Here is an 18,324-nt window from a genome sequence, read left to right as displayed (position 1 = left end):
CACCCGGGAGGTGGGAATGGGCAGGATCACCGCCCGCAAGAAGGTCGTCCGCATCACGATGGGCGGCTCAGACCCGGACCGCGCCGTCGTATCGCGCCTCGATACGCTGGCGACGGAAGAGCCGCTCGAGATCCGCGTCGGCGGCGCGCCGCTGACGGTGACGATGCGCACGCCGGGTCACGACGTCGAACTCGCCGCCGGCTTCCTCGTGTCGGAGGGCGTCATCACGGGCGGCGGACAGTTCGCCTCGGCGATCCACTGCGGCGGCCCGGGCACCGGAGGCGGAGTGCGCGAGACCGGATCGAGCGGGCTTCTCGGAATGCCCGGGCTGGGGCCGTCGGCGACCGACGGCGGAAACACGTACAACGTGCTCGATGTCACATTGACGCCGGGCACCCGTCTTCCCGATCCCGGCCGGGCACGGCGCTCGTACACGACGAGCGCCTGCGGCGTGTGCGGGGCCGCCTCGATCGACCAGGTGGCGACGACATCGGCCTTCGACGTCGCCGACGATCGGGTGGGCGTGGACGCCGCGGTGCTGGCCGAACTGCCGGCGGCGCTGCGCGCCCAGCAGGCGGTGTTCGAGAAGACCGGCGGCCTGCACGCTGCGGCGCTGTGCGACGCGCGGACCGGCGAGCTGCTGGTCGTGCGTGAGGACGTCGGGCGCCACAATGCCGTGGACAAGGTCATCGGCTGGGCCGTGCTGCACGACCGGCTCCCGCTCGCCGGGACGGTGCTGCAGGTCTCGGGGCGAGCGAGCTTCGAGCTCGTGCAGAAGGCCGTGATGGCCGGCATCCCCGTGCTCTCGGCGGTGTCGGCGCCCTCCTCCCTCGCTGTGGAGCTCGCCGAGCGCTCGGGGCTCACCCTCGTCGGCTTCGTGCGCGGCGACTCGATGAACGTGTACTCGCGGCCCGAGCGGGTCCGGGCGGCGGATCGCGCATCCGCCGCAGCCCCGGTGGCAGTGTGAGCAGCGCGATCGGCGCACGGGCGCATTTTGCGGGTGGCGGGGAACGCTGATATGTCTGGCAGAGAGAACAAGACCGGTCGCTCCACGACGAGTGCCCGACCGGCGGAACGTGCGAAGGAGCGTGGTTCGCGATGACCGCGAAGGCCCCGGCAGAGGACATCACGGCAGACGCCGCCGCGATGGAGGTCGACGAGCCCCGACACTGGGCTGCCGGAGTCCCGGGGATCGCCCACGCGATGGTCCCCGCGATCACCGACATGGGCGCGCGGCGCGCCCTCACGCTGCTCACCGACATGAACCAGAAGGACGGGTTCGACTGCATGAGCTGCGCGTGGGCCGACCCGGAGCACCGCAAGACATTCGAGTTCTGCGAGAACGGCGCGAAGGCGGTCACGTGGGAGGCGACGCCGCTGACCATCCCGAGGTCGTTCTGGGCGGAGAACTCGATCTCGAGCCTCCGGGACAAGTCGGAGTACTGGCTGGGGATGCAGGGGCGGCTCGTGGAGCCGCTGTACAAGCCGGCGGACGACGACCACTACCGGCCGATCTCGTGGGATGACGCGTTCGCGCTCATCGGCGACCGCCTGGGGGCCATGGACTCGCCCGATGAGGCGACGTTCTACACGAGCGGCCGCACCGCGAACGAGACGGCGTTCGCCTATCAGCTGCTGGCGCGTGCCCTCGGCACGAACAACCTCCCCGACTGCTCGAACATGTGCCATGAGTCGACGGGGCTCGCGATGGGCGAGACGATCGGCATCGGGAAGAACACCGTCGCCTACAAGGACTTCGCGAAGGCCGACCTCATCATCGTCATGGGGCAGAACCCCGGCACGAACCACCCGCGCATGCTCACGGCGCTGGAGGAGGCGAAGGAGGCCGGTGCCGAGATCGTGGCGATCAACCCGCTGCGGGAGGCAGGGCTGGTGCGGTACAAGAACCCGCAGAAGGTCAAGGGCATCATCGGGCACGGCACGGGCATCGCCGACCAGTACCTGCAGATCCGCGCCGGCGGCGACGGCTGGCTCATGAAGGCCGTCTCGCAGCGCGTCTTCCAGGCCGAGGCCGCCCGCCCGGGCACCGTGCTCGACCACGCCTTCCTCCTCGAGCACTGCGCAGGGCTCGAGGAGTTCCGCGCCGACGTCGAGCACCTCGACCCGGAGATGGTGCTGCGTGCGACCGGGCTCACCACCGCCGAGATCGACGAGCTCGCCGAGCGGTACCTGCGTGCCGACAGGGTCATCATCACGTGGGCGATGGGCCTGACGCAGCACAAGGATGCGGTGGCCATCATCAAGGAGGTCATCAACCTCCTGCTGCTGCGTGGCAACATGGGCAAGCCCGGCGCGGGCGCCTCGCCCATCCGCGGCCACAGCAACGTGCAGGGCGACCGCACGATGGGCATCTGGGAGCAGATGCCGGAGGAGTTCCTGGATGCGCTGCAGCGCGAGTTCGGGTTCGACCCGCCGCGCGAGCACGGCTACGACGTGGTCAAGGCCGTCGAGGCGATGCGAGCAGGCAAGACCAAGGTCTGGATCGCGATGGGCGGGAACCTCGTCGCGGCGGTCTCGGACACCCACGCCGCCGAGGAGGGCTTCCGCCACGTCGGGCTGAACGTGCAGATCTCCACGAAGCTCAACCGCAACCACCTCACCGTGGGGGATGAGGCGATCATCCTGCCCGTGCTCGGTCGCACCGAGATCGACATGCAGGAGTCGGGGCCGCAGACGCTGTCGGTCGAGGACTCCGTCTGCGCGATCCACGCCACGCGCGGCAAGGTGAAGCCGATCTCCCATCAGCTGCGCAGCGAGATGGCGGTCGTCGTCGGCATCGCCCGTGCCGTGTTCGGGGACGAGGGGCCGATCGACTGGGCGTCGTTCGAGAAGGACTACGACGTCGTGCGCGACCACATCGAGCACGTCGTCCCGGGCTTCGAGGACTTCAACCGCCGGCTCCACCAGGACGACGGGTTCATCCTGCCGCACGGGCCGCGCGATTCGCGCACCTTCCCGACCGCTACGGGCAAGGCGATGATCACCGTCAACGATCTGCTGTACATCGACTGCCCGCCGGGGCGGCTCCTGCTGCAGTCGATGCGCGCGCACGACCAGTTCAACACGACGATCTACAGCCTGAACGACCGCTACCGCGGCATCAAGAAGAGCCGCCGGGTGGTCTTCGTGCATCCCGACGACCTGGCCGAGCTCGGGATAGCCGACGGCGCCGTGGTCGACGTGCACAGCGAGTTCTCCGACGGGGTCGACCGCGCCGTGCACGGGTTCAAGGTCGTGGCGTTCCCGACCTCGCGGGGCTGCGCGGCCACGTACTTCCCGGAAGGCAACCCGCTCGTGCCGCTCGGGTTCACCGCGCTGGGCAGCAACACCCCGGCATCGAAGTCCGTCGTCGTCCGCCTGGAGCCGGTGCAGGAAGTGCTAGACTGAGTCGTTCCGCATGAGCTTCGCCGTCTGATCGGCGCAGAGCGGACAGGCCGGCACGGCAGAAGGATGAGGCGCACCGACGCGCTCTCGTCAGCCCGGCCCCATCCGGGTGAGCGTCAGCGCCGCCCCACGAACGACAGAGCATCACCATGACCACCATCAGCACTCCCGCGCGCCCCGAGCGCGCCGACACCGACGTCGCCCTCACCTGGCGACAGGCCGCCGACGACGTGTTCGTCGCGACGCGCGACGGCGAGTTCGCCGGCTACATCGCCGTCGACCGCCAGCGTCACGTCGCTCACAACCGGCACAGCCGCCGGATCGGCGCGTTTCCGACCCTTGCCGCCGCCCGTGCGGCGCTCGGCGACGGCAGATCCCACGGCGGCCGTCCGTCACGCCGGCGCGCCTGACGCGCCCCGCCTGGCGCGACGGATTCAGGCGATGACATGGGCTCAGGCGGTCTCAGCCCGGACCTGCCTGATCCGGTGTCGCCGCCTGAATTCGCCCACGCCGCGCCGCGCACCGCGCGGCCTGGTCTACGCCAGCGCTGGACGCTACGGGCGGCGCAGCCGCTCGGGGTCGGGAGCCGCCACCGGGTCCCATCCGCGGCGCGTGGCCCGGGTGCCGCTGCGGTGCTCGTCGCGCGAGCGGTAGACGACATACGGCCGGAACAGGTACTGCACCGGCGCCGAGAACACGTGCACGAGACGCGTGAACGGCCACAGGATGAACAGCACCGTCGCGGTCAGCGCGTGCAGCTGGAACATGAGCGGCGCCTGGGCCATGAGCTCGGGCTGCGGCTGGAACAGCAGGATGCTGCGCACCCACGGGCTGATCGTGGTGCGGTACTCGTACCCCGGGCCGAACAGCTGGTACATGAACGTCGCGAGCGTGCCGAACACGAGCGTCGCGCCGAGGAACACGTACATGACCTTGTCCATCGTCGTCGTGGCGAGGAACACCGGGCCGACCGTGCGGCGACGGTAGATGAGGATCGCGAGGCCGACGAGCGTCAGCACGGCGGCCGCCGTCCCGAGCACCGTCGCGCCGACGTGGTACATGTGCTCGTCGATGCCGATCGCGTAGAGCCACTCGCGCGGGATCAGCAGGCCCACGGCGTGCCCGGCGACGACGAAGAGGATCCCGAAGTGGAACATCGGCGAACCCCAGCGCAGCAGCGTGTTCTCGTAGGTCTGGCTCGACCGTGTCGTCCAGCCGAACTTGTCGTAGCGGTACCGCCAGATGTGGCCGACGACGAACACGGCGATGCCGGCGTACGGCAGTGCCACCCAGAGCAGCATCGACAGCGGATTCATGCGTCCTCCCTCACGGAAAACGGCGGCAGGTTGCCGAGGAAGCTCAGCCCCACCGTCTCGGTCGGCGGCCCCGCGCTGATCAGGTCGAGGTAGCGTTCGCGCGTCTCCTCGTCGATGGGCGGCAGCGACAGTGTGACGGCGCGCACGACATCCGCCCACGCGCTGCTCATCCCCTCGAGCGCCGCACGCAGCACCTCGATGCCCTCCCGGTGGCTCGACAGCAGCGCCGCGGCGATCTCGTCGTCGCACAGCGCCGAGAACTCCAGCACCGCCGGAAGGTAGTCGGGCAGCTCATCGGAGGCGTCGAACTCCCACCCGGCCGCGCGATACGCATCCTGGATCGTCACGAGCGCCGTCCCCCGCTTCCGCGTGTCTCCCGTGGCGTAGTAGGTGAGATACAGGCTGCACTTGCGCTTCAGGTCGAACGTCGTGACGTAACGGCGCTCCCACTCCTGGCCGCCGGCGGCGCTCGCCGCATCGAGGAACCGCTCCAGCGGCGCGCGCACGTCGCCGGGCAGCGGCGCCACGAGCGCACGGACCGCCGGGAGCTTCGCGAACCACTCCGCGTCGGGGTAGTCGAGCAGGACGGATGCCGCCATGTGCACCCGCTGCCGGTCGGAGCGGCTCAGACTCAGGGCCGGCAGCTCGGGCGGCAGTGCGCGGCGCGGCGTGACGCGGGGCCGGGTCACGAGGGCCACGTCACTCCTCCGCCCCCTCGCGCGGCGGGAACATGCCACCGGGCTCGCCGTTGCCGTCCCAGTTGAGCAGGTTCAGCCGGCCGGGCGTCGACGGGCGGTCGGCCGTCTGCCGGTTCGCCAGCGCGTGGAAGTTCTCCACGGCGACCGGAGCCGGGTGGCCGCTCGACAGGCCGAAGGGGCCTGCGCCGCCCATTCCCGGTCCGCCGTCGTAGTCGAGCGAGCACGCGAGCTCCTCGAGGTCGCGCGCCTGCTCGGCGTGTGCGGGCGGGATGACGTAGCGGTCGTTGTACTTCGCGATCGCGAGGAGCCGGTACATCCGCTCGATCTCGGCGCCGGTCATCCCGACCGACGCGGCGATCGACTCGTCGCGCTCGTCGTCGAGGTTGATCCCGCGCATGTACGACCGCATCGCGGCGAGCTTGCGCAGCGACTCGTCGACGGGCTTGATGTCGCCCGCGGTGAACAGCTCGGCGAGGTAGGAGATCGGGATGCGCAGCTTGTCGATCGCCGCGAACAGCGTGCGCGCATCCTCTCCGTCGTTGCCCGACTCGGTGACCACGTCGACCACCGGTGACAGCGGCGGGATGTACCAGACCATCGGCATCGTGCGGTACTCGGGATGCAGCGGCAGCGCGACCCTGTACTCCTTGATGAGCTTGTGGATCGGGCTGTTCTGGGCCGCCTCGATCCAGTCCTCGGGGATGCCGTCGCGCCGCGCCGCCTCGATCACGGCGGGGTCGTTCGGGTCGAGGATGATGTCGCGCTGCGCATCGAGCAGGTCGTGCTCGTTCTCGACGCTCGCGGCCTCGGCGACGCGGTCGACGTCGTACAGGATGAGGCCGAGGTAGCGCAGCCGGCCGACGCACGTCTCGGAGCACACGGTGGGAAGGCCCACCTCGATGCGCGGGTAGCACAGCGTGCACTTCTCGGCCTTGCCGGTCTTGTGGTTGAAGTAGACCTTCTTGTACGGGCAGCCCGAGACGCACATCCGCCAGCCGCGGCACTTGTCCTGATCGACGAGCACGATGCCGTCCTCGGTTCTCTTGTACATCGCGCCCGACGGGCACGACGCGACGCACGACGGGTTGAGGCAGTGCTCGCAGATGCGCGGCAGGTAGAACATGAACGCCTGCTCGAAGTCGGCGTGCACCTGCTCGCTCATCTTGCGGAGGATCGGGTCGTCCTTCATCGTCTCGACGGATCCGCCGAGATCGTCGTCCCAGTTCGCCGACCACGAGATCTTCATGTCCTTGCCGGTGAGCAGGCTCTTCGGCTTCGCCACCGGGGTGTGCTCGCCGGCGGGCGAGTTGAGGAGCATGTCGTAGTCGTAGGTCCAGGGCTCGTAGTAGTCCTCGACCTCCGGGAGGTTCGGGTTCGAGAAGATGCGTGCGAGCTTCGCGAGACGCCCGCCGCTGCGCAGCCGCAGGCGGCCGCGCTTGGTGCGCACCCAGCCGCCCTTCCACTTGTCCTGGTCCTCGTACGTGCGGGGATAGCCGAGACCGGGCCGGGTCTCCACGTTGTTGAACCACACGTACTCGACTCCGGTGCGGTTCGTCCACGCCTGCTTGCAGGTCACCGAGCAGGTGTGGCATCCGATGCACTTGTCGAGGTTCATCACCATGGACATCTGCGCCATGACCTTCATCGGTACTGCACCTCCTGGCTGCGGCGGCGGATGGTCGTGACCTCGTCGCGCTGGTTCCCGGTCGGGCCGAGGTAGTTGAACGCCCACGCGAGCTGCGCGTACCCGCCGATGAGGTGGCTGGGCTTGAGCAGGATGCGTGTCAGCGAATTGTGGATGCCGCCGCGCTTGCCGCTCGTCTCACTCAGCGGCACGTCCACCGTGCGGTCCTTCGCGTGGTACATGAACACCGTGCCCTCCGGCATGCGGTGCGACACGATCGCCCGGGCGACGACGACGCCGTTGCGGTTGTACGCCTCGATCCACTCGTTGTCGCGCACGCCGATCTTCGCCGCATCCTCTCGGCTCATCCAGATCGTGGGGCCGCCGCGCGAGAGCGACAGCATGAAGAGGTTGTCCTGGTACTCCGAGTGGATCGACCACTTCGAGTGCGGCGTCAGGTACCGCACAGAGACCTCGGTCTGCCCGGCGGCGCCGGGACCGGCGACCCGGTCGACGGCGCCGACCTTCGCGTCGCCGAACAGCCGGTGCAGGTCGAGCGGGGGACGGTAGACGGGGAGGTTCTCGCCGAGGTCCTCCATCCAGTCGTGGTCGAGGAAGAAGTGCTGCCGCCCGGTGAGCGTGTGCCACGGCTTCAGCTGCTCGACGTTCACGGCGAACGCGGTGTAGCGGCGACCGCCGTGCTCCGATCCCGACCACTCCGGAGACGTGATGACGCTGCGCGGCTGCACCTGTACGTCGGTGAACGTGATGTGGGTGCCCTCGTGCTCCTCGGCGAGGAACGCGAGCTGCTGTCCGGTCTTCTGCTCCAGCTGCTCGAAGCCCTGCACCGCCAGGCGCCCGTTCGTGGTGCCCGAGAGCGCGAGCACCATCTCGCACGCGCGCTTGTCGGTGTCGAGGCGGACGCGTCCCGCCATGGGCCCCGCCTCGACGGTGCCGTTGAGGCGCTTCAGCATCTCGACGTCGCGCTCGGGGCGGTACGTGATGCCCTTCGTGACCATGCCGAGCTTCTCGGTGAGCGGCCCGAGCGACTTCCACTTCTCGGCCAGGGCCGGGTAGTCGCGCTCGACGACGATGAGCTTGGCCATCGTCACGCCGGGCTTCAGCGGAAGGTCCTCGACGCGGCCGTGCGGCGTCGCCATCGCGTCGGGGGTGTCGTGCTGCAGCGGAGCGGCGACGACGTCGCGGCGCACCCCGAGGTGGGTGCGGGCCATCTCGCTGAAGCGCTCGGCCAGCACCTTGAACGTGTCGAAGTCGGTGCGGGTCTGCCACGGCGGATCGATCGCCGGGGTGAACGAGTGCACGAACGGATGCATGTCGGTGGACGACAGATCGTACTTCTCGTACCAGGTGGCGGTCGGCAGCACGATGTCGCTGAACAGCGTCGTCGACGTCATCCGGAAGTCGCTCGTCATGAGCAGGTCGAGCTTGCCGAGCGGGGCGTCGTCGCGCCAGCGGATGTCCCGCGGACGCGATCCCTCCGGCGTCTCGTCGACACGGACTGCCGAATCGGTGCCGAGCAGGTGCTTGAGGAAGTACTCGTTCCCCTTGCCCGACGAGCCGAGCACGTTCGCCCGCCACATGTCGATGACGCGGGGGAAGTTCTCCGGCGCATCCGGATCCTCGCACGCGTAGTGCAGAGACCCGTCGTTCAGCGAGTCGACGATGTAGTCCGCCGGCTCCTTGTCTGCGGCCTCCGCTTCGTCGCACAGGTCGAGCGGGTTGCGCGAGAACGTCGGATAGCTCGGCATCCAGCCGCGCTTGACCGACTCGACGAGGCAGTCGGCGGTCGTGCGGCCGTCGAACGTGCCGCGGCTGAGCGGCGACGCGAGCTGATTCGCGGGGAGTCCATCGTAGCGCCACTGGTCCGTGGCGAGGTACCAGAACGCCGTGCCGATCGCCTGCCGCGGCGGCCGCACCCAGTCGGCGGCGCCGGCGTACTGGTTGTACCCGGTGAGCGGCCGCACCTTCTCCTGGCCGACGTAGTGCGCCCACCCGCCGCCGTTCACTCCCTGGCACCCGGTCATCATCGTGAGCGCGAGGAATGTGCGGTAGATCGTGTCGGAGTGGAACCAGTGGTTCGTCCCGGCGCCCATGATGATCATCGAGCGGCCGCCGCTGCGCTCCGCGTTGTCGGCGAACTCGCGTCCGATGCGGATGGCCTGCGCGGCCGGCACCGACGTGATCTCCTCCTGCCACGCGGGCGTCCCCGGCGAGGTGGCGTCGTCGTAGCCGGTCGGCCACTGCCCCGGCAGTCCGTCGCGGCCGACGCCGTAGCGGGCGAGCATGAGATCGAACACCGTCGTCACGGCGCGACCGGCGACGGTGCGCACCGGCACGCCGCGGGAGATGACGGCCGATCCGCCGGCGTGCTCCTGACCGGGCTCGGGCGTGACGTCGAAGCGCGGGAAGGCGACCTCTGCCGCCTCGCCGTTCCAGTCGGCCAGGTCGGCGATCGACAGGGGAGGCGTGACGTCGCCGAGGTCGAGGTTCCACTTGCCCTCGTCTTCGGGCGTGAACCGGTGGCCGAGCGAGCCGTTGGGCACGAAGACCGAGCCGCTCTGGTCGAGCACGACGGGCTTGAAGTCGCCGCGCGCGACCTGCTCGCCGTCGAGGTCGGCGGCGGTGAGGAACTTGCCCGGCACGAGCTGATCGCCGTTGCGCTCGAGCGTGATGAGGTACGGCGCATCCGTGAACCGGCGCATGTAGTCCTCGAAGCGCGGCGTGCGCTGGGCGACGTAGTGCTCGGTGAGGATGACGTGGCCCATCGCGATGCCGAGCGCGGCGTCGGTGCCGGGATGGGGCGACGCCCACTCGTCGGCGAACTTCGTGTTGTCGGTGTAGTCGGGCGAGACCACGACGACCTTCTGGCCGCGATAGCGCGCCTCGGCCATGAAGTGCGCGTCGGGGGTGCGGGTGACCGGCACGTTCGAACCCCACATGATGAGGTAGCCTGCGTTCCACCAGTCGGCCGACTCCGGCACATCCGTCTGATCGCCGAACACCTGCGGGCTCGCCACCGGGAGGTCGGCGTACCAGTCGTAGAACGACAGCATCGTGCCGCCGAGCAGGTTCATGAAGCGCGAGCCGGCGCCGTGCGAGATCATCGACATCGCGGGGATGGGCGAGAACCCGGCCACCCGGTCGGGGCCGTACTTCTTCACGGTGTGCACGTGCGCCGCCGCGGCGATCTCGACCGCTTCGTCCCACGCGGCGCGGACGAGGCCGCCCTTTCCGCGCGACCTCTTGTAGCGGGCGGATGCGTCGGGGTCCTCGACGATCGACGCCCAGGCGTCGACGGGGTCGGGATGCGTCAGCTTCGCCTCGCGGTACAGGGCGAGCAGCGTGTCGCGGATGTACGGATACCGCACACGTGTCGGCGAGTAGGTGTACCAGCTGAACGCGGCACCGCGCGGGCAGCCGCGCGGCTCGTACTCGGGGGAGTCGGGCCCCACCGACGGGTAGTCGGTCTGCTGGGTCTCCCAGGTGATGATGCCGTCCTTGACGTACACCTTCCACGAGCACGAGCCGGTGCAGTTCACGCCGTGCGTGGAGCGGACGACCTTGTCGTGCGACCAGCGGTCGCGATAGAAGACGTCGCCGTCCCGTCCGCCCTTGAGGAACAGGGTGCGCTGATCGCTCGAGATCTCGCCCGGCCGCACATACCGGCTGAGTGTCATGAGGGCATCGGCCAGGGGGCCATCGGTCGCGGGTTCGGTGTCGATGCGTGGTGTCATTCCCGGTCCTCCAGCGTGACGAGTACCCCCAGTATGTGGGGGGTCGTGATTCGCCGCTAGGGCTTGCGCCGTGTTTAATCAGCCGCCGCCGGCTCGCTGACGAGGGCATTTAACACGGCGCGCATCGTCGTGACCGGCCCTTTTCCTGGCTAGTGTGTCGGCAAAACCGTAAGGAGCCATCGTGTCCCAGGCATCGACGTCCGCCCCTCCTCGATTGCGCGGTGGTCTCGCGCAGGTGATCCTTGCGACGCTCGCGTCGACCGTCGGATTCTGGGCGTGGATGGTGATCGCTCCGCTGCAGAACCTCTACACGGAGCAGATGGACCTCGATCAGGGGAAGGTGTCGCTGCTGCTCGCGATGCCGGTGCTGGTGGGGGCACTGGGACGGATCGTGGTGGGCGCGCTCACCGACCGGTTCGGCGGCCGCAAGGTCTTCGCGATCGTGCTGCTCGCGGGAGTGCCGGCCGTGCTGCTGGTGGCGCTCGCCGGGTCGATCCGCAGCTATCCGCTGCTGCTGGTCGCGGCGTTCCTGCTCGGGGTCCCGGGCACGATCTTCGCCGCCGGCATCCCGTTCGCGAGTGCCTGGTTCGCGCCGGCGCGGCGCGGTTTCGCGAACGGCGTGTTCGGCATGGGGATGATCGGCACGGCGGTCGCGGCGTTCTTCACTCCGCGGCTGCTGCGGGGCATCGGGTACTGGCCGACGCATCTGCTGGTCGTCGGGCTCATGATCGCGATGGCCGTCGTGGTGTGGTTCGTGATGCGCGATTCGCCGGCGTGGAAGCCGAGCCGGCAGCCGCTGATCCCGAAGGTCACCGGGGCGCTGAAGCTCGCCGTGACGTGGGAGATGGCGTTCCTCTACGCGATCGTGTTCGGCGGGTTCGTGGCATTCTCGACGTACCTGCCGAAGTACCTCATGACGATCTATCCGAACGAGGTCGACCCGGTGGGCGCGGGCACCCGCACCGCGGTGTTCGCGGTCGCCGCGGTGATCGCGCGGCCGATCGGCGGTGTGCTCGCCGACAAGTTCGGCCCGAAGGTGATCTCGCTGATCTCGCTGGCGGGAATCGTCGCCGCGGCGTACATCGTCGGGCAGCAGCCTCCGGAGGGAGTGCTGACCGGGGTGGTGTTCCTCCTGATGGCGTCGGCGATGGGCCTCGGCATGGGCGCGGTGTTCGCCTGGGTGGGGCCGTCGACCCCGCCCGACAAAGTGGGCGCGGTGACCGGTGTCGTCGCCGCGGCCGGGGGCCTCGGCGGATACTTCCCGCCGCTCGTGATGGGGGCGACGTATCACGCCGAGACGAACTCGTACTGGCTGGGCCTCTGGCTGCTGGTGCTGGTCGGGGCCGGGGCGCTCGTCGTCGGCGGGATGCTGCGCGACACCCGCGTCTCGAAGTGAGGCGGCCCCGACGCCGCGTGACCGTGACTACGGTTGAGACATGACTGAGGTGACGGATGCGCGCGGTCGCGCGTTGCGCGACCTGCGCATCTCGGTGACGGACCGGTGCAACTTCCGGTGCGTGTACTGCATGCCCAAGGAGATCTTCGGGCGGGACTACGCATTCCTTCCGCGTGAGCAGCTGCTGACGTTCGAGGAGATCACGCGGGTGGCGTCAGCCGCTGTGGAGCTCGGGGTGCACAAGCTGCGTCTCACCGGCGGCGAGCCGCTGCTGCGCCGTGACCTCGAGGAGCTCGTGCGGATGCTCGCACGGCTGCGGACCGGCGAGGGAGCCAAGCCCGACATCGCGCTGACCACCAACGGCTCGGCTCTCGCGCACAAGGCCGAGGTGCTGCGTGAGGCTGGTCTCGACCGCGTCACCGTGTCGCTTGATTCGCTCGACGATGACGTGTTCCGGGCGATGAACGACATCGACTTTCCGGTCGCGCGCGTGCTCGACGGCATCCGTGTCGCGCGCGAGGCGGGTCTGCCGGTGAAGGTCAACACCGTCGTCAAGCGTGGGGTGAACGACGCGGACGTCGTCGCGATCGCCGAGCATTTCCGTGGCACCGGGGTGACGGTGCGCTTCATCGAGTTCATGGATGTCGGGACGACGAACGGCTGGAACCTGACCGAGGTCGTGCCGTCGGCGGAGGTCATCGAGCGCATCGGTGCGATCCATCCGCTCGAGCCGGTGCCGCCGGCGTATCCGGGTGAGACGGCGACGCGGTGGCGCTACCTCGACGGCGGCGGCGAGATCGGGGCGATCTCGAGCGTGAGCGCGCCGTTCTGCGGCGCGTGCACGCGTGCGCGCATCTCGGCGGACGGGAAGCTCTTCACCTGCCTGTTCGCGACGCGGGGCACCGACCTGCGGGCCCTGCTGCGGTCTTCCGCCCGCGGGGGCAGTGACGCTGACGCTGGCGCGATCTCAGTCGAGAGCGGCGGTGCCCATCGTGCGCGTGCGGTCGCGGCCCGCGGTGCGGGTGGTGGAGCCGGCGATGGGGCGGATGCATCTGCGGCCGGCGCCGATGACGGGGGAAGCAGCGGTGGCGCGCGTGCGTCTGTGGCCGGCGGCGTCGATCGCGCGGCCGGTGGCGAGGATGCGGTCGCTGACGGCGGTGCCCATGATGCAGCTGGTCGCGGCGGGATCGATGATGCCGGGCTGCGGGACGCGCTCGCCCGGATCTGGGGAGTGCGCGACGATCGGTACTCCGAGATCCGTGCGTCGGCCACGGCCTTGGGAACGGACGCGTCGAGGCGACGCGGGGCCGAGCGCATCGAGATGTCGTACATCGGCGGCTGAGCCGGGAGACGCGACGTGCTTCCTGTGAGCGCGAACTTCCTCTGAGCCTGAACTCCCGAGAACGCCACGGGCGAGCCGGCGCCGAACCGCAACTCCTCTAAGCCGCCGGGGCTTCGCCGGGTCTCAGCCGAGGCGGAGGCGCAGCCGATCGGAACAGATACTGACGCGCGAGCCGAACCGTCAGGACGATCGGGGCGCCGTCTCCTGGCGGGCGGAGAATGAAGTCGTCCTTGCCACGTCGGGTGATGCCCCATCCGCCGTGGTGAAGCTGCATGTGGTGGAACCGGCACAACAGGATGCCGCGGTCGACGTCGGTTCTGCCGCCGGTCGCCCATCCGTCGATGTGGTGTGCTTCGCAGTAGTGCGCAGGCCGATCGCAGCCGGGCCATCGGCATCCGCCGTCTCGGATCGCCAGAGTGAGCTTCTGCTTCGCGGAGAACAGCCGGGCTTCTCGACCCAGATCCAGCGGATTGCCGTCGGTGTCGAGGAGGCACTCGCTGACGCCGGAATCGCAAGCGCGCTGCGTTGCGGCCCACACCGGAAGCGCGACCGGTTGGTCCTGCAGAGACGCCACGGCCGGCTCATCGCGTTCCGCCCTGTCGAGCGCGTCCTGGGTGACGATGATCCGGACGCCTGCTTGGCGCGTGCCCAACACGGCCTCCGCATCGGCCAGTGCGCCGGAGCAGAGCAGGTCGATCATGAGGTCGTACGCGTACTGGTCATCCGTTCGCGGATCGGCAGAGACCTCCTCGGCGCGCTCCCTGTCGGCGTCGTCGATGAACCGCACGCCGCGACGCGGCGCCAAGGCCGCATCGACGATGGTGTCGATCCATGCCGCACCCTCGTCGTCGAAGACGAAGGAGCCGTGCCGGATGCCGTCGGCATCCCGCCAGGTACGGAACGAACGGCGCTCGTACCGGTGCTCGAACCGTCGCTGCGCGCCCTCGGGATCAAGCAGGTCACGGATCGCCCTCGCCTGCGCGCCGAGGTCTTCGACGTTCCGGCATCCCGCCTCGTCGATCAGCTGGCGGCACGCCGTGTCCCATGCCGACCGCGCTTCCTCATTGGCCGCGGCGACCAGCGTCGGGTCGGCGTCGTGGGCGTCGACAGCAGGCGGCTCCCCGAGGTTGCGCATGATCGCATCGTGCTGGGCCGTGGAGATGCGGCCGTTCAGCAGCGCATCACCCAGCGGGGCATGCCAGACCCCGGGTGCGGGCGCCTCGACTGAGCCGACGTCTTCAGTCGGCGTCGCGGCCAGCAGCGCTTCGCCGGCGCGGACCTGCTTGATCGCCTCGGCCCTGCTCGTCCCGGTGATCTCCTGCACCAGCGACACCGGCGAGCCATGCCCGCGGGTCTGCGCGAGCCCGGAGTGTCCGGCATCCCGCGTGGATCGAGCGGCGGCCACTCCCGACGCGGCGACGCGCAGCGACTCGAGCCCGCGGATCGCCGCCGACGCCTCTGTCATCAGCGTGAGCACGCGTTCGTCGTCGAGAGCGGAGATCGTCGCCGGCAGTGCCGACGCATCCACATCACCGATCGCGCGGCGCAGCACTTCGATGTGCGCCTCGACGTCGGTGAAGATTGCCATAGTCCATGTTCTCGCGGGCCTCCGACATCGCCCGCCCTGATCCGGGCCCACTCGACCGTCTGCAGATCACGACCGGATAACGAATCCACGAGACGGAAGACCGGAGCTCCAGGGCGAGTCTTCATAGGATGGGCGCGTGAGTCGCATCCGTCCTTTCCAGTCCGGCGACGAGCCCGCTCTCGGCGAGATCTGCCTCCGCACCGCCGACAACGGCGGCGACGCGACCGGGATCGTCACCGACGACGACATCTGGGCAGCGGTCTTCGCATGGCCCTACGCGCACCGCCATCCCGACACTGCATTCGTCGTCGAGACCGATGACGGGCGCGTCGCCGGCTACATCGTCTCGACGCCCGACACCGACGAGTTCGAGCAGTGGTTCCGCGCCGAATGGTGGCCGCGGTACGCCGAACGCTGGCCGCGACCGATCGACGACGAATCGCGCACCGGCGACCTCCTGCGCTACGCGTATCGCCGCGGCGACGCCGCGAATCCGCTGCAGGCGATGGGATACCCGGCACACCTGCACATCGACCTGCTGCCGGAACTGCAGGGGCAGGGATGGGGCAGACGCCTCGTCGACGCGCTCGCCGCCCGCCTGCGCGAGCTCGGCATCGAGGGCGTCCATCTCGTCGCCGGCGCCGAGAACGCGGGAGCGGTCGGCTTCTATCCGCGCGTCGGATTCACCCCGCTCGGCGCCGACGAGGGCAGCCGGGCATTCGGGATGCGGCTCTGATGCGGCCGCGCGGCCGGCCGGAGGGCGTCGGCTCCGCAGCCGATCGGCACTAACTCATGCTGGCGCTCGGTGCGCGACCCGAGTTGCGCGAAATACCGGGGTCTTCTCCTCCCGGCCAAACCGCGCAGCATGAGTTCGTGTACGCGACGGAAGGGAGGCGGCCATCCGTGAGGGCCGCTACGGCTCGACCGACTCGGAGAGGTCGCGCATGCGCCGACGCTCCCGCAGCGGCGCCGCGTCGCTGCCCGCCACGATGCGATCGTCGTCCTTGATGGCGCCGTCCTCGCGCCATCCGTGCCGCTCGTAGAACAGCGCGGCCCGCTCGTTCCCGTCGAGCACCCACAGCGAGGCGACGTCGAAGCCTGAGGCCCGCAGGCCGTCTTCGGCCGCCACCATGAGGGCGTGCCCGACCCCGGTCGACCAGCGCTCGGGCAGGGCGTACAGCGCATAAAGCTCTCCGCGCGACTCCGCGCCGGTGTCGCGGCACGGGCCGATCGCGGCCCATCCCACCGGATCGCCGTCGGCCTCGGCGATGAAGTCGCCCATGCGCGGATCGGCATGGACCTCGTCCCAGCGCCGTGCTCGCACCTCGCTCTCGTGATCCACGTCCAGTCGATCGATGAGCGCCTGATCGATCAGGCCGTCGTAGGCGTCTCGCCACGACAGGATGCGGATCGTGGCGATCGCACGTGCGTCATCCGCCGTCGCGCGGCGCACCATGAGCGTCATGCGTTTCTCCTATGTCAAGTCAGGCGGCGAGGGGGAGGCTGGCGGGGAGGTGAGCGGGTTGTTGATCGGAGTGGAGGGCGTGGAACACGACGCGGCAGAGTCGGCGTTTCAGGCAGCGGAGGGCTTCCACGGTGGAGTCGCCCTGGCCGAGGCGTTTGCGGTAGTAGACGCGTCCGAGCCCGTCGAGGCGGATCTGGGTGACCGCGATGCGGTGAAGTGCTGCGTTGAGCTGTCGGTTGCCGGTGCGGCTCATCCGGACTCTGCCCCGGGTGTTAGCGGAGGATCGACGCGGCGGGAGCGTCAGGACAACGTGAGCTGCACATGGCACTGGGTGGGATCGCACGCCGGCAGCAGCCCCTCCACCTCGAGCGGCCCGCCCGCCTCGGTGAGCACTCCCTGCATCAGCCCGACGTGCACGGCGCACAGCACATCTCGATGCTCGGCCTGCGACTGGGCGTTCGCGCACGGCGAGAGGTTGACGGTGAGGGCCGCCTGATCGACGACCGGGTCGAAGCCGGCGTCCTGCAGATCCTCGACGAGCGCGTCGATCTGGTGCTGCGCATCATCGGGAAGGACGGAGTCAGTGGTCCACGGCATCACCCGTCGCATCAGATCGCCGCGCTCCGCCGCTTCACGCACCTTGCGGCGGGCGACCGGGCTCGACGGCGCATCCGACCCCGTCACCGCGCTGTACAGCACGCGCGGGCGGCCGCGCGTGGCGCGGTGCTCCGTCTCGGGGACGACGTACCCCGCCTCGATCAGACGCTGCAGATGCTCGCGCACGGTGTTCGCATGCAGTCCGGTCGCCTCGGTGAGTTCGGCGATCGACCGAGCGGGCCGCTCCTGCAGGAGGTGGAGGATCTGGACCCGCGAATAGCTCGAGATCGCGCTGTAACCGACCGGCATGTCCCCATTATCGCCGTCCGGCGCCGCGCGCGGGACGATCACCGCGGCAGCAGCGCCTCCATCGCCGTGACGAATGCGGTCACATCGAAATCGAACTGCGCGTCGCCGTAGTTGTCCACACGCGCGTCGACCAGGTCGCGCAGCGCGTCGTACCCCGTCGCGGTGTCCGCCAGCGCGCGCCGCAGCTCGGCGATCTGCGGATGCCCGCCCTCCCGCGCCGCCATCTCCGCATCCCGCGCGAACCCGAGGCACATCGTGAGCAGCATGTGCATGCCGCGGCTCACCGTGACCGGGTCGAATCCCGCCGCCAGCATCCGCTCGGCCGCGATCTCCGCCGGGCCCACCGTCGCGAGCTCGCTCTGTGACGAGAAGCTCAGGAACTCGACCCACGCGCCTGAGAGCACGATCGCCCGCCGCATCCCCTCCGCCAGCGACCGGCACGCATCACGCCAATCGGCGTCGACGGGGATCTCGACCCGCGCGAGGTGGCCGGCGAACGCGTCGGCCGCCAGAAGCCGGCGCAGGCTCTCGCGATCGGTCACGTGATGGTTCAGCGCCTTGCGGTCGACGCCCAGCTCGTCGGCCAGCGCCTGCATCGTGAGGGTCTGCGGGTCCATGCGCCGTGCCGCTGCCACGATCTGCCCCCGGTCGAGTCCCGCACGAGTGCCACGGCCCCGGGGCGAGGGTGAAGGGCTCATGGGTTCCTCATGCGAAGCGTGGCTGCCGACCCGTTGACGACGGGGCGTCACGAGCATAATATTTCCCGTGCGGGAATTGAAGCTCCGACGCAACTCGGAGACGGTTCTCGCCACCGAACGGAGAGGACCGT

At 69.6% G+C, this 18,324-nt stretch carries 15 protein-coding genes; 6 read left to right on the top strand and 9 right to left on the bottom strand.

Annotated elements, in window-relative coordinates; genetic code table 11:
- Positions 1-16 precede the first annotated feature (16 nt).
- From fdhD to AC3RX1_RS12015, 3 genes are all read left to right on the top strand, one after another.
- Positions 17-967 carry a formate dehydrogenase accessory sulfurtransferase FdhD gene (fdhD, locus tag AC3RX1_RS12025; RefSeq protein WP_491501479.1) on the top strand — a complete coding sequence of 317 codons (951 nt, stop codon included), beginning with the start codon at positions 17-19 and terminating at the stop codon, positions 965-967.
- Between the two features lie 131 nt (positions 968-1,098).
- On the top strand, positions 1,099-3,408 hold the full coding sequence (locus tag AC3RX1_RS12020; protein ID WP_491501478.1) for an FdhF/YdeP family oxidoreductase: 2,310 nt from the start codon (positions 1,099-1,101) through the stop codon (positions 3,406-3,408).
- Between the two features lie 146 nt (positions 3,409-3,554).
- The gene (locus AC3RX1_RS12015; RefSeq protein ID WP_491501477.1) at positions 3,555-3,815 is read left to right on the top strand and encodes a hypothetical protein; all 261 of its coding nucleotides are present in this window, start codon (positions 3,555-3,557) and stop codon (positions 3,813-3,815) included.
- Positions 3,816-3,959: 144 nt separating this feature from the next.
- On the opposite strand, the gene narI is transcribed toward AC3RX1_RS12015, so the two are convergent.
- From narI to AC3RX1_RS11995, 4 genes are read right to left on the bottom strand one after another with little or no spacing between them, the layout of a single operon-like run.
- Complete coding sequence (narI, locus tag AC3RX1_RS12010) at positions 3,960-4,721, bottom strand: respiratory nitrate reductase subunit gamma (protein ID WP_491501476.1); 762 nt, start codon at positions 4,719-4,721, stop codon at positions 3,960-3,962.
- Positions 4,718-5,419 (bottom strand): nitrate reductase molybdenum cofactor assembly chaperone, encoded by a 702-nt coding sequence (gene narJ, locus AC3RX1_RS12005; RefSeq protein WP_491501475.1) that lies wholly within the window; start codon positions 5,417-5,419, stop codon positions 4,718-4,720. The genes narI and narJ overlap by 4 nt, the downstream gene beginning before the upstream one ends.
- 1 nt (position 5,420) lies before the next feature.
- Positions 5,421-7,064, bottom strand: a complete 1,644-nt coding sequence (gene narH / locus AC3RX1_RS12000; RefSeq protein WP_491501474.1) for a nitrate reductase subunit beta — start codon at positions 7,062-7,064, stop codon at positions 5,421-5,423.
- Positions 7,061-10,798, bottom strand: coding sequence for a nitrate reductase subunit alpha (locus AC3RX1_RS11995; RefSeq protein WP_491501473.1), 3,738 nt, complete (start codon positions 10,796-10,798; stop codon positions 7,061-7,063). The genes narH and AC3RX1_RS11995 overlap by 4 nt, the downstream gene beginning before the upstream one ends.
- A gap of 181 nt (positions 10,799-10,979) precedes the next feature.
- On the opposite strand from AC3RX1_RS11995, the gene AC3RX1_RS11990 reads away from it, so the two are divergent.
- Positions 10,980-12,194, top strand: coding sequence for an MFS transporter (locus tag AC3RX1_RS11990; RefSeq protein ID WP_491501472.1), 1,215 nt, complete (start codon positions 10,980-10,982; stop codon positions 12,192-12,194).
- 40 nt (positions 12,195-12,234) lie between these two features.
- Entirely contained in the window at positions 12,235-13,536 is a 1,302-nt protein-coding gene (gene moaA / locus AC3RX1_RS11985; RefSeq protein ID WP_491501471.1) for a GTP 3',8-cyclase MoaA, read from the top strand.
- 97 nt (positions 13,537-13,633) lie between these two features.
- Here moaA and AC3RX1_RS11980 read toward each other — a convergent pair whose 3' ends face one another.
- Complete coding sequence (locus tag AC3RX1_RS11980; RefSeq protein WP_491501470.1) at positions 13,634-15,124, bottom strand: HNH endonuclease signature motif containing protein; 1,491 nt, start codon at positions 15,122-15,124, stop codon at positions 13,634-13,636.
- A gap of 136 nt (positions 15,125-15,260) precedes the next feature.
- Here AC3RX1_RS11980 and AC3RX1_RS11975 point away from each other — a divergent pair, with 136 nt between their 5' ends.
- Positions 15,261-15,860 (top strand): GNAT family N-acetyltransferase, encoded by a 600-nt coding sequence (locus AC3RX1_RS11975; RefSeq protein WP_491501469.1) that lies wholly within the window; start codon positions 15,261-15,263, stop codon positions 15,858-15,860.
- Between the two features lie 177 nt (positions 15,861-16,037).
- Here the strand turns inward: AC3RX1_RS11975 and AC3RX1_RS11970 are convergent, their stop codons facing one another.
- From AC3RX1_RS11970 to AC3RX1_RS11955, 4 genes are read right to left on the bottom strand one after another with little or no spacing between them, the layout of a single operon-like run.
- Entirely contained in the window at positions 16,038-16,589 is a 552-nt protein-coding gene (locus AC3RX1_RS11970) for a GNAT family N-acetyltransferase (RefSeq protein ID WP_491501468.1), read from the bottom strand.
- A 19-nt stretch (positions 16,590-16,608) separates the two neighbouring features.
- Positions 16,609-16,917: a transposase gene (locus AC3RX1_RS11965; protein ID WP_491501467.1), complete on the bottom strand. Its 309-nt coding sequence runs from the start codon at positions 16,915-16,917 to the stop codon at positions 16,609-16,611.
- On the bottom strand, positions 16,890-17,495 hold the full coding sequence (locus tag AC3RX1_RS11960) for a helix-turn-helix transcriptional regulator (protein ID WP_491501466.1): 606 nt from the start codon (positions 17,493-17,495) through the stop codon (positions 16,890-16,892). Before AC3RX1_RS11960 ends, AC3RX1_RS11965 begins: the two co-directional genes overlap by 28 nt.
- 38 nt (positions 17,496-17,533) lie before the next feature.
- On the bottom strand, positions 17,534-18,193 hold the full coding sequence (locus tag AC3RX1_RS11955) for a TetR family transcriptional regulator (RefSeq protein ID WP_491501465.1): 660 nt from the start codon (positions 18,191-18,193) through the stop codon (positions 17,534-17,536).
- Positions 18,194-18,324: the final 131 nt, after the last annotated feature.

The organism is Microbacterium altimontanum (assembly GCF_058349865.2).
The sequence above is the reverse complement of the archived record's forward strand: the minus strand, read 5'-3'. Positions and strand labels throughout refer to the sequence as shown.

Excerpts from the sequence above, each read along its gene's own strand:
- AC3RX1_RS11970 (WP_491501468.1), bottom strand. The coding sequence starts at position 16,589 with ATGACGCTCATGGTGCGCCGCGCGACGGCGGATGACGCACGTGCGATC.
- narH (WP_491501474.1), bottom strand. The coding sequence starts at position 7,064 with ATGAAGGTCATGGCGCAGATGTCCATGGTGATGAACCTCGACAAGTGC.
- fdhD (WP_491501479.1), top strand. The coding sequence starts at position 17 with ATGGGCAGGATCACCGCCCGCAAGAAGGTCGTCCGCATCACGATGGGC.
- AC3RX1_RS11980 (WP_491501470.1), bottom strand. The coding sequence starts at position 15,124 with ATGGCAATCTTCACCGACGTCGAGGCGCACATCGAAGTGCTGCGCCGC.
- moaA (WP_491501471.1), top strand. The coding sequence starts at position 12,235 with ATGACTGAGGTGACGGATGCGCGCGGTCGCGCGTTGCGCGACCTGCGC.
- AC3RX1_RS12020 (WP_491501478.1), top strand. The coding sequence starts at position 1,099 with ATGACCGCGAAGGCCCCGGCAGAGGACATCACGGCAGACGCCGCCGCG.
- AC3RX1_RS11995 (WP_491501473.1), bottom strand. The coding sequence starts at position 10,798 with ATGACACCACGCATCGACACCGAACCCGCGACCGATGGCCCCCTGGCC.
- AC3RX1_RS12015 (WP_491501477.1), top strand. The coding sequence starts at position 3,555 with ATGACCACCATCAGCACTCCCGCGCGCCCCGAGCGCGCCGACACCGAC.
- AC3RX1_RS11960 (WP_491501466.1), bottom strand. The coding sequence starts at position 17,495 with ATGCCGGTCGGTTACAGCGCGATCTCGAGCTATTCGCGGGTCCAGATC.
- AC3RX1_RS11955 (WP_491501465.1), bottom strand. The coding sequence starts at position 18,193 with ATGAGCCCTTCACCCTCGCCCCGGGGCCGTGGCACTCGTGCGGGACTC.
- narI (WP_491501476.1), bottom strand. The coding sequence starts at position 4,721 with ATGAATCCGCTGTCGATGCTGCTCTGGGTGGCACTGCCGTACGCCGGC.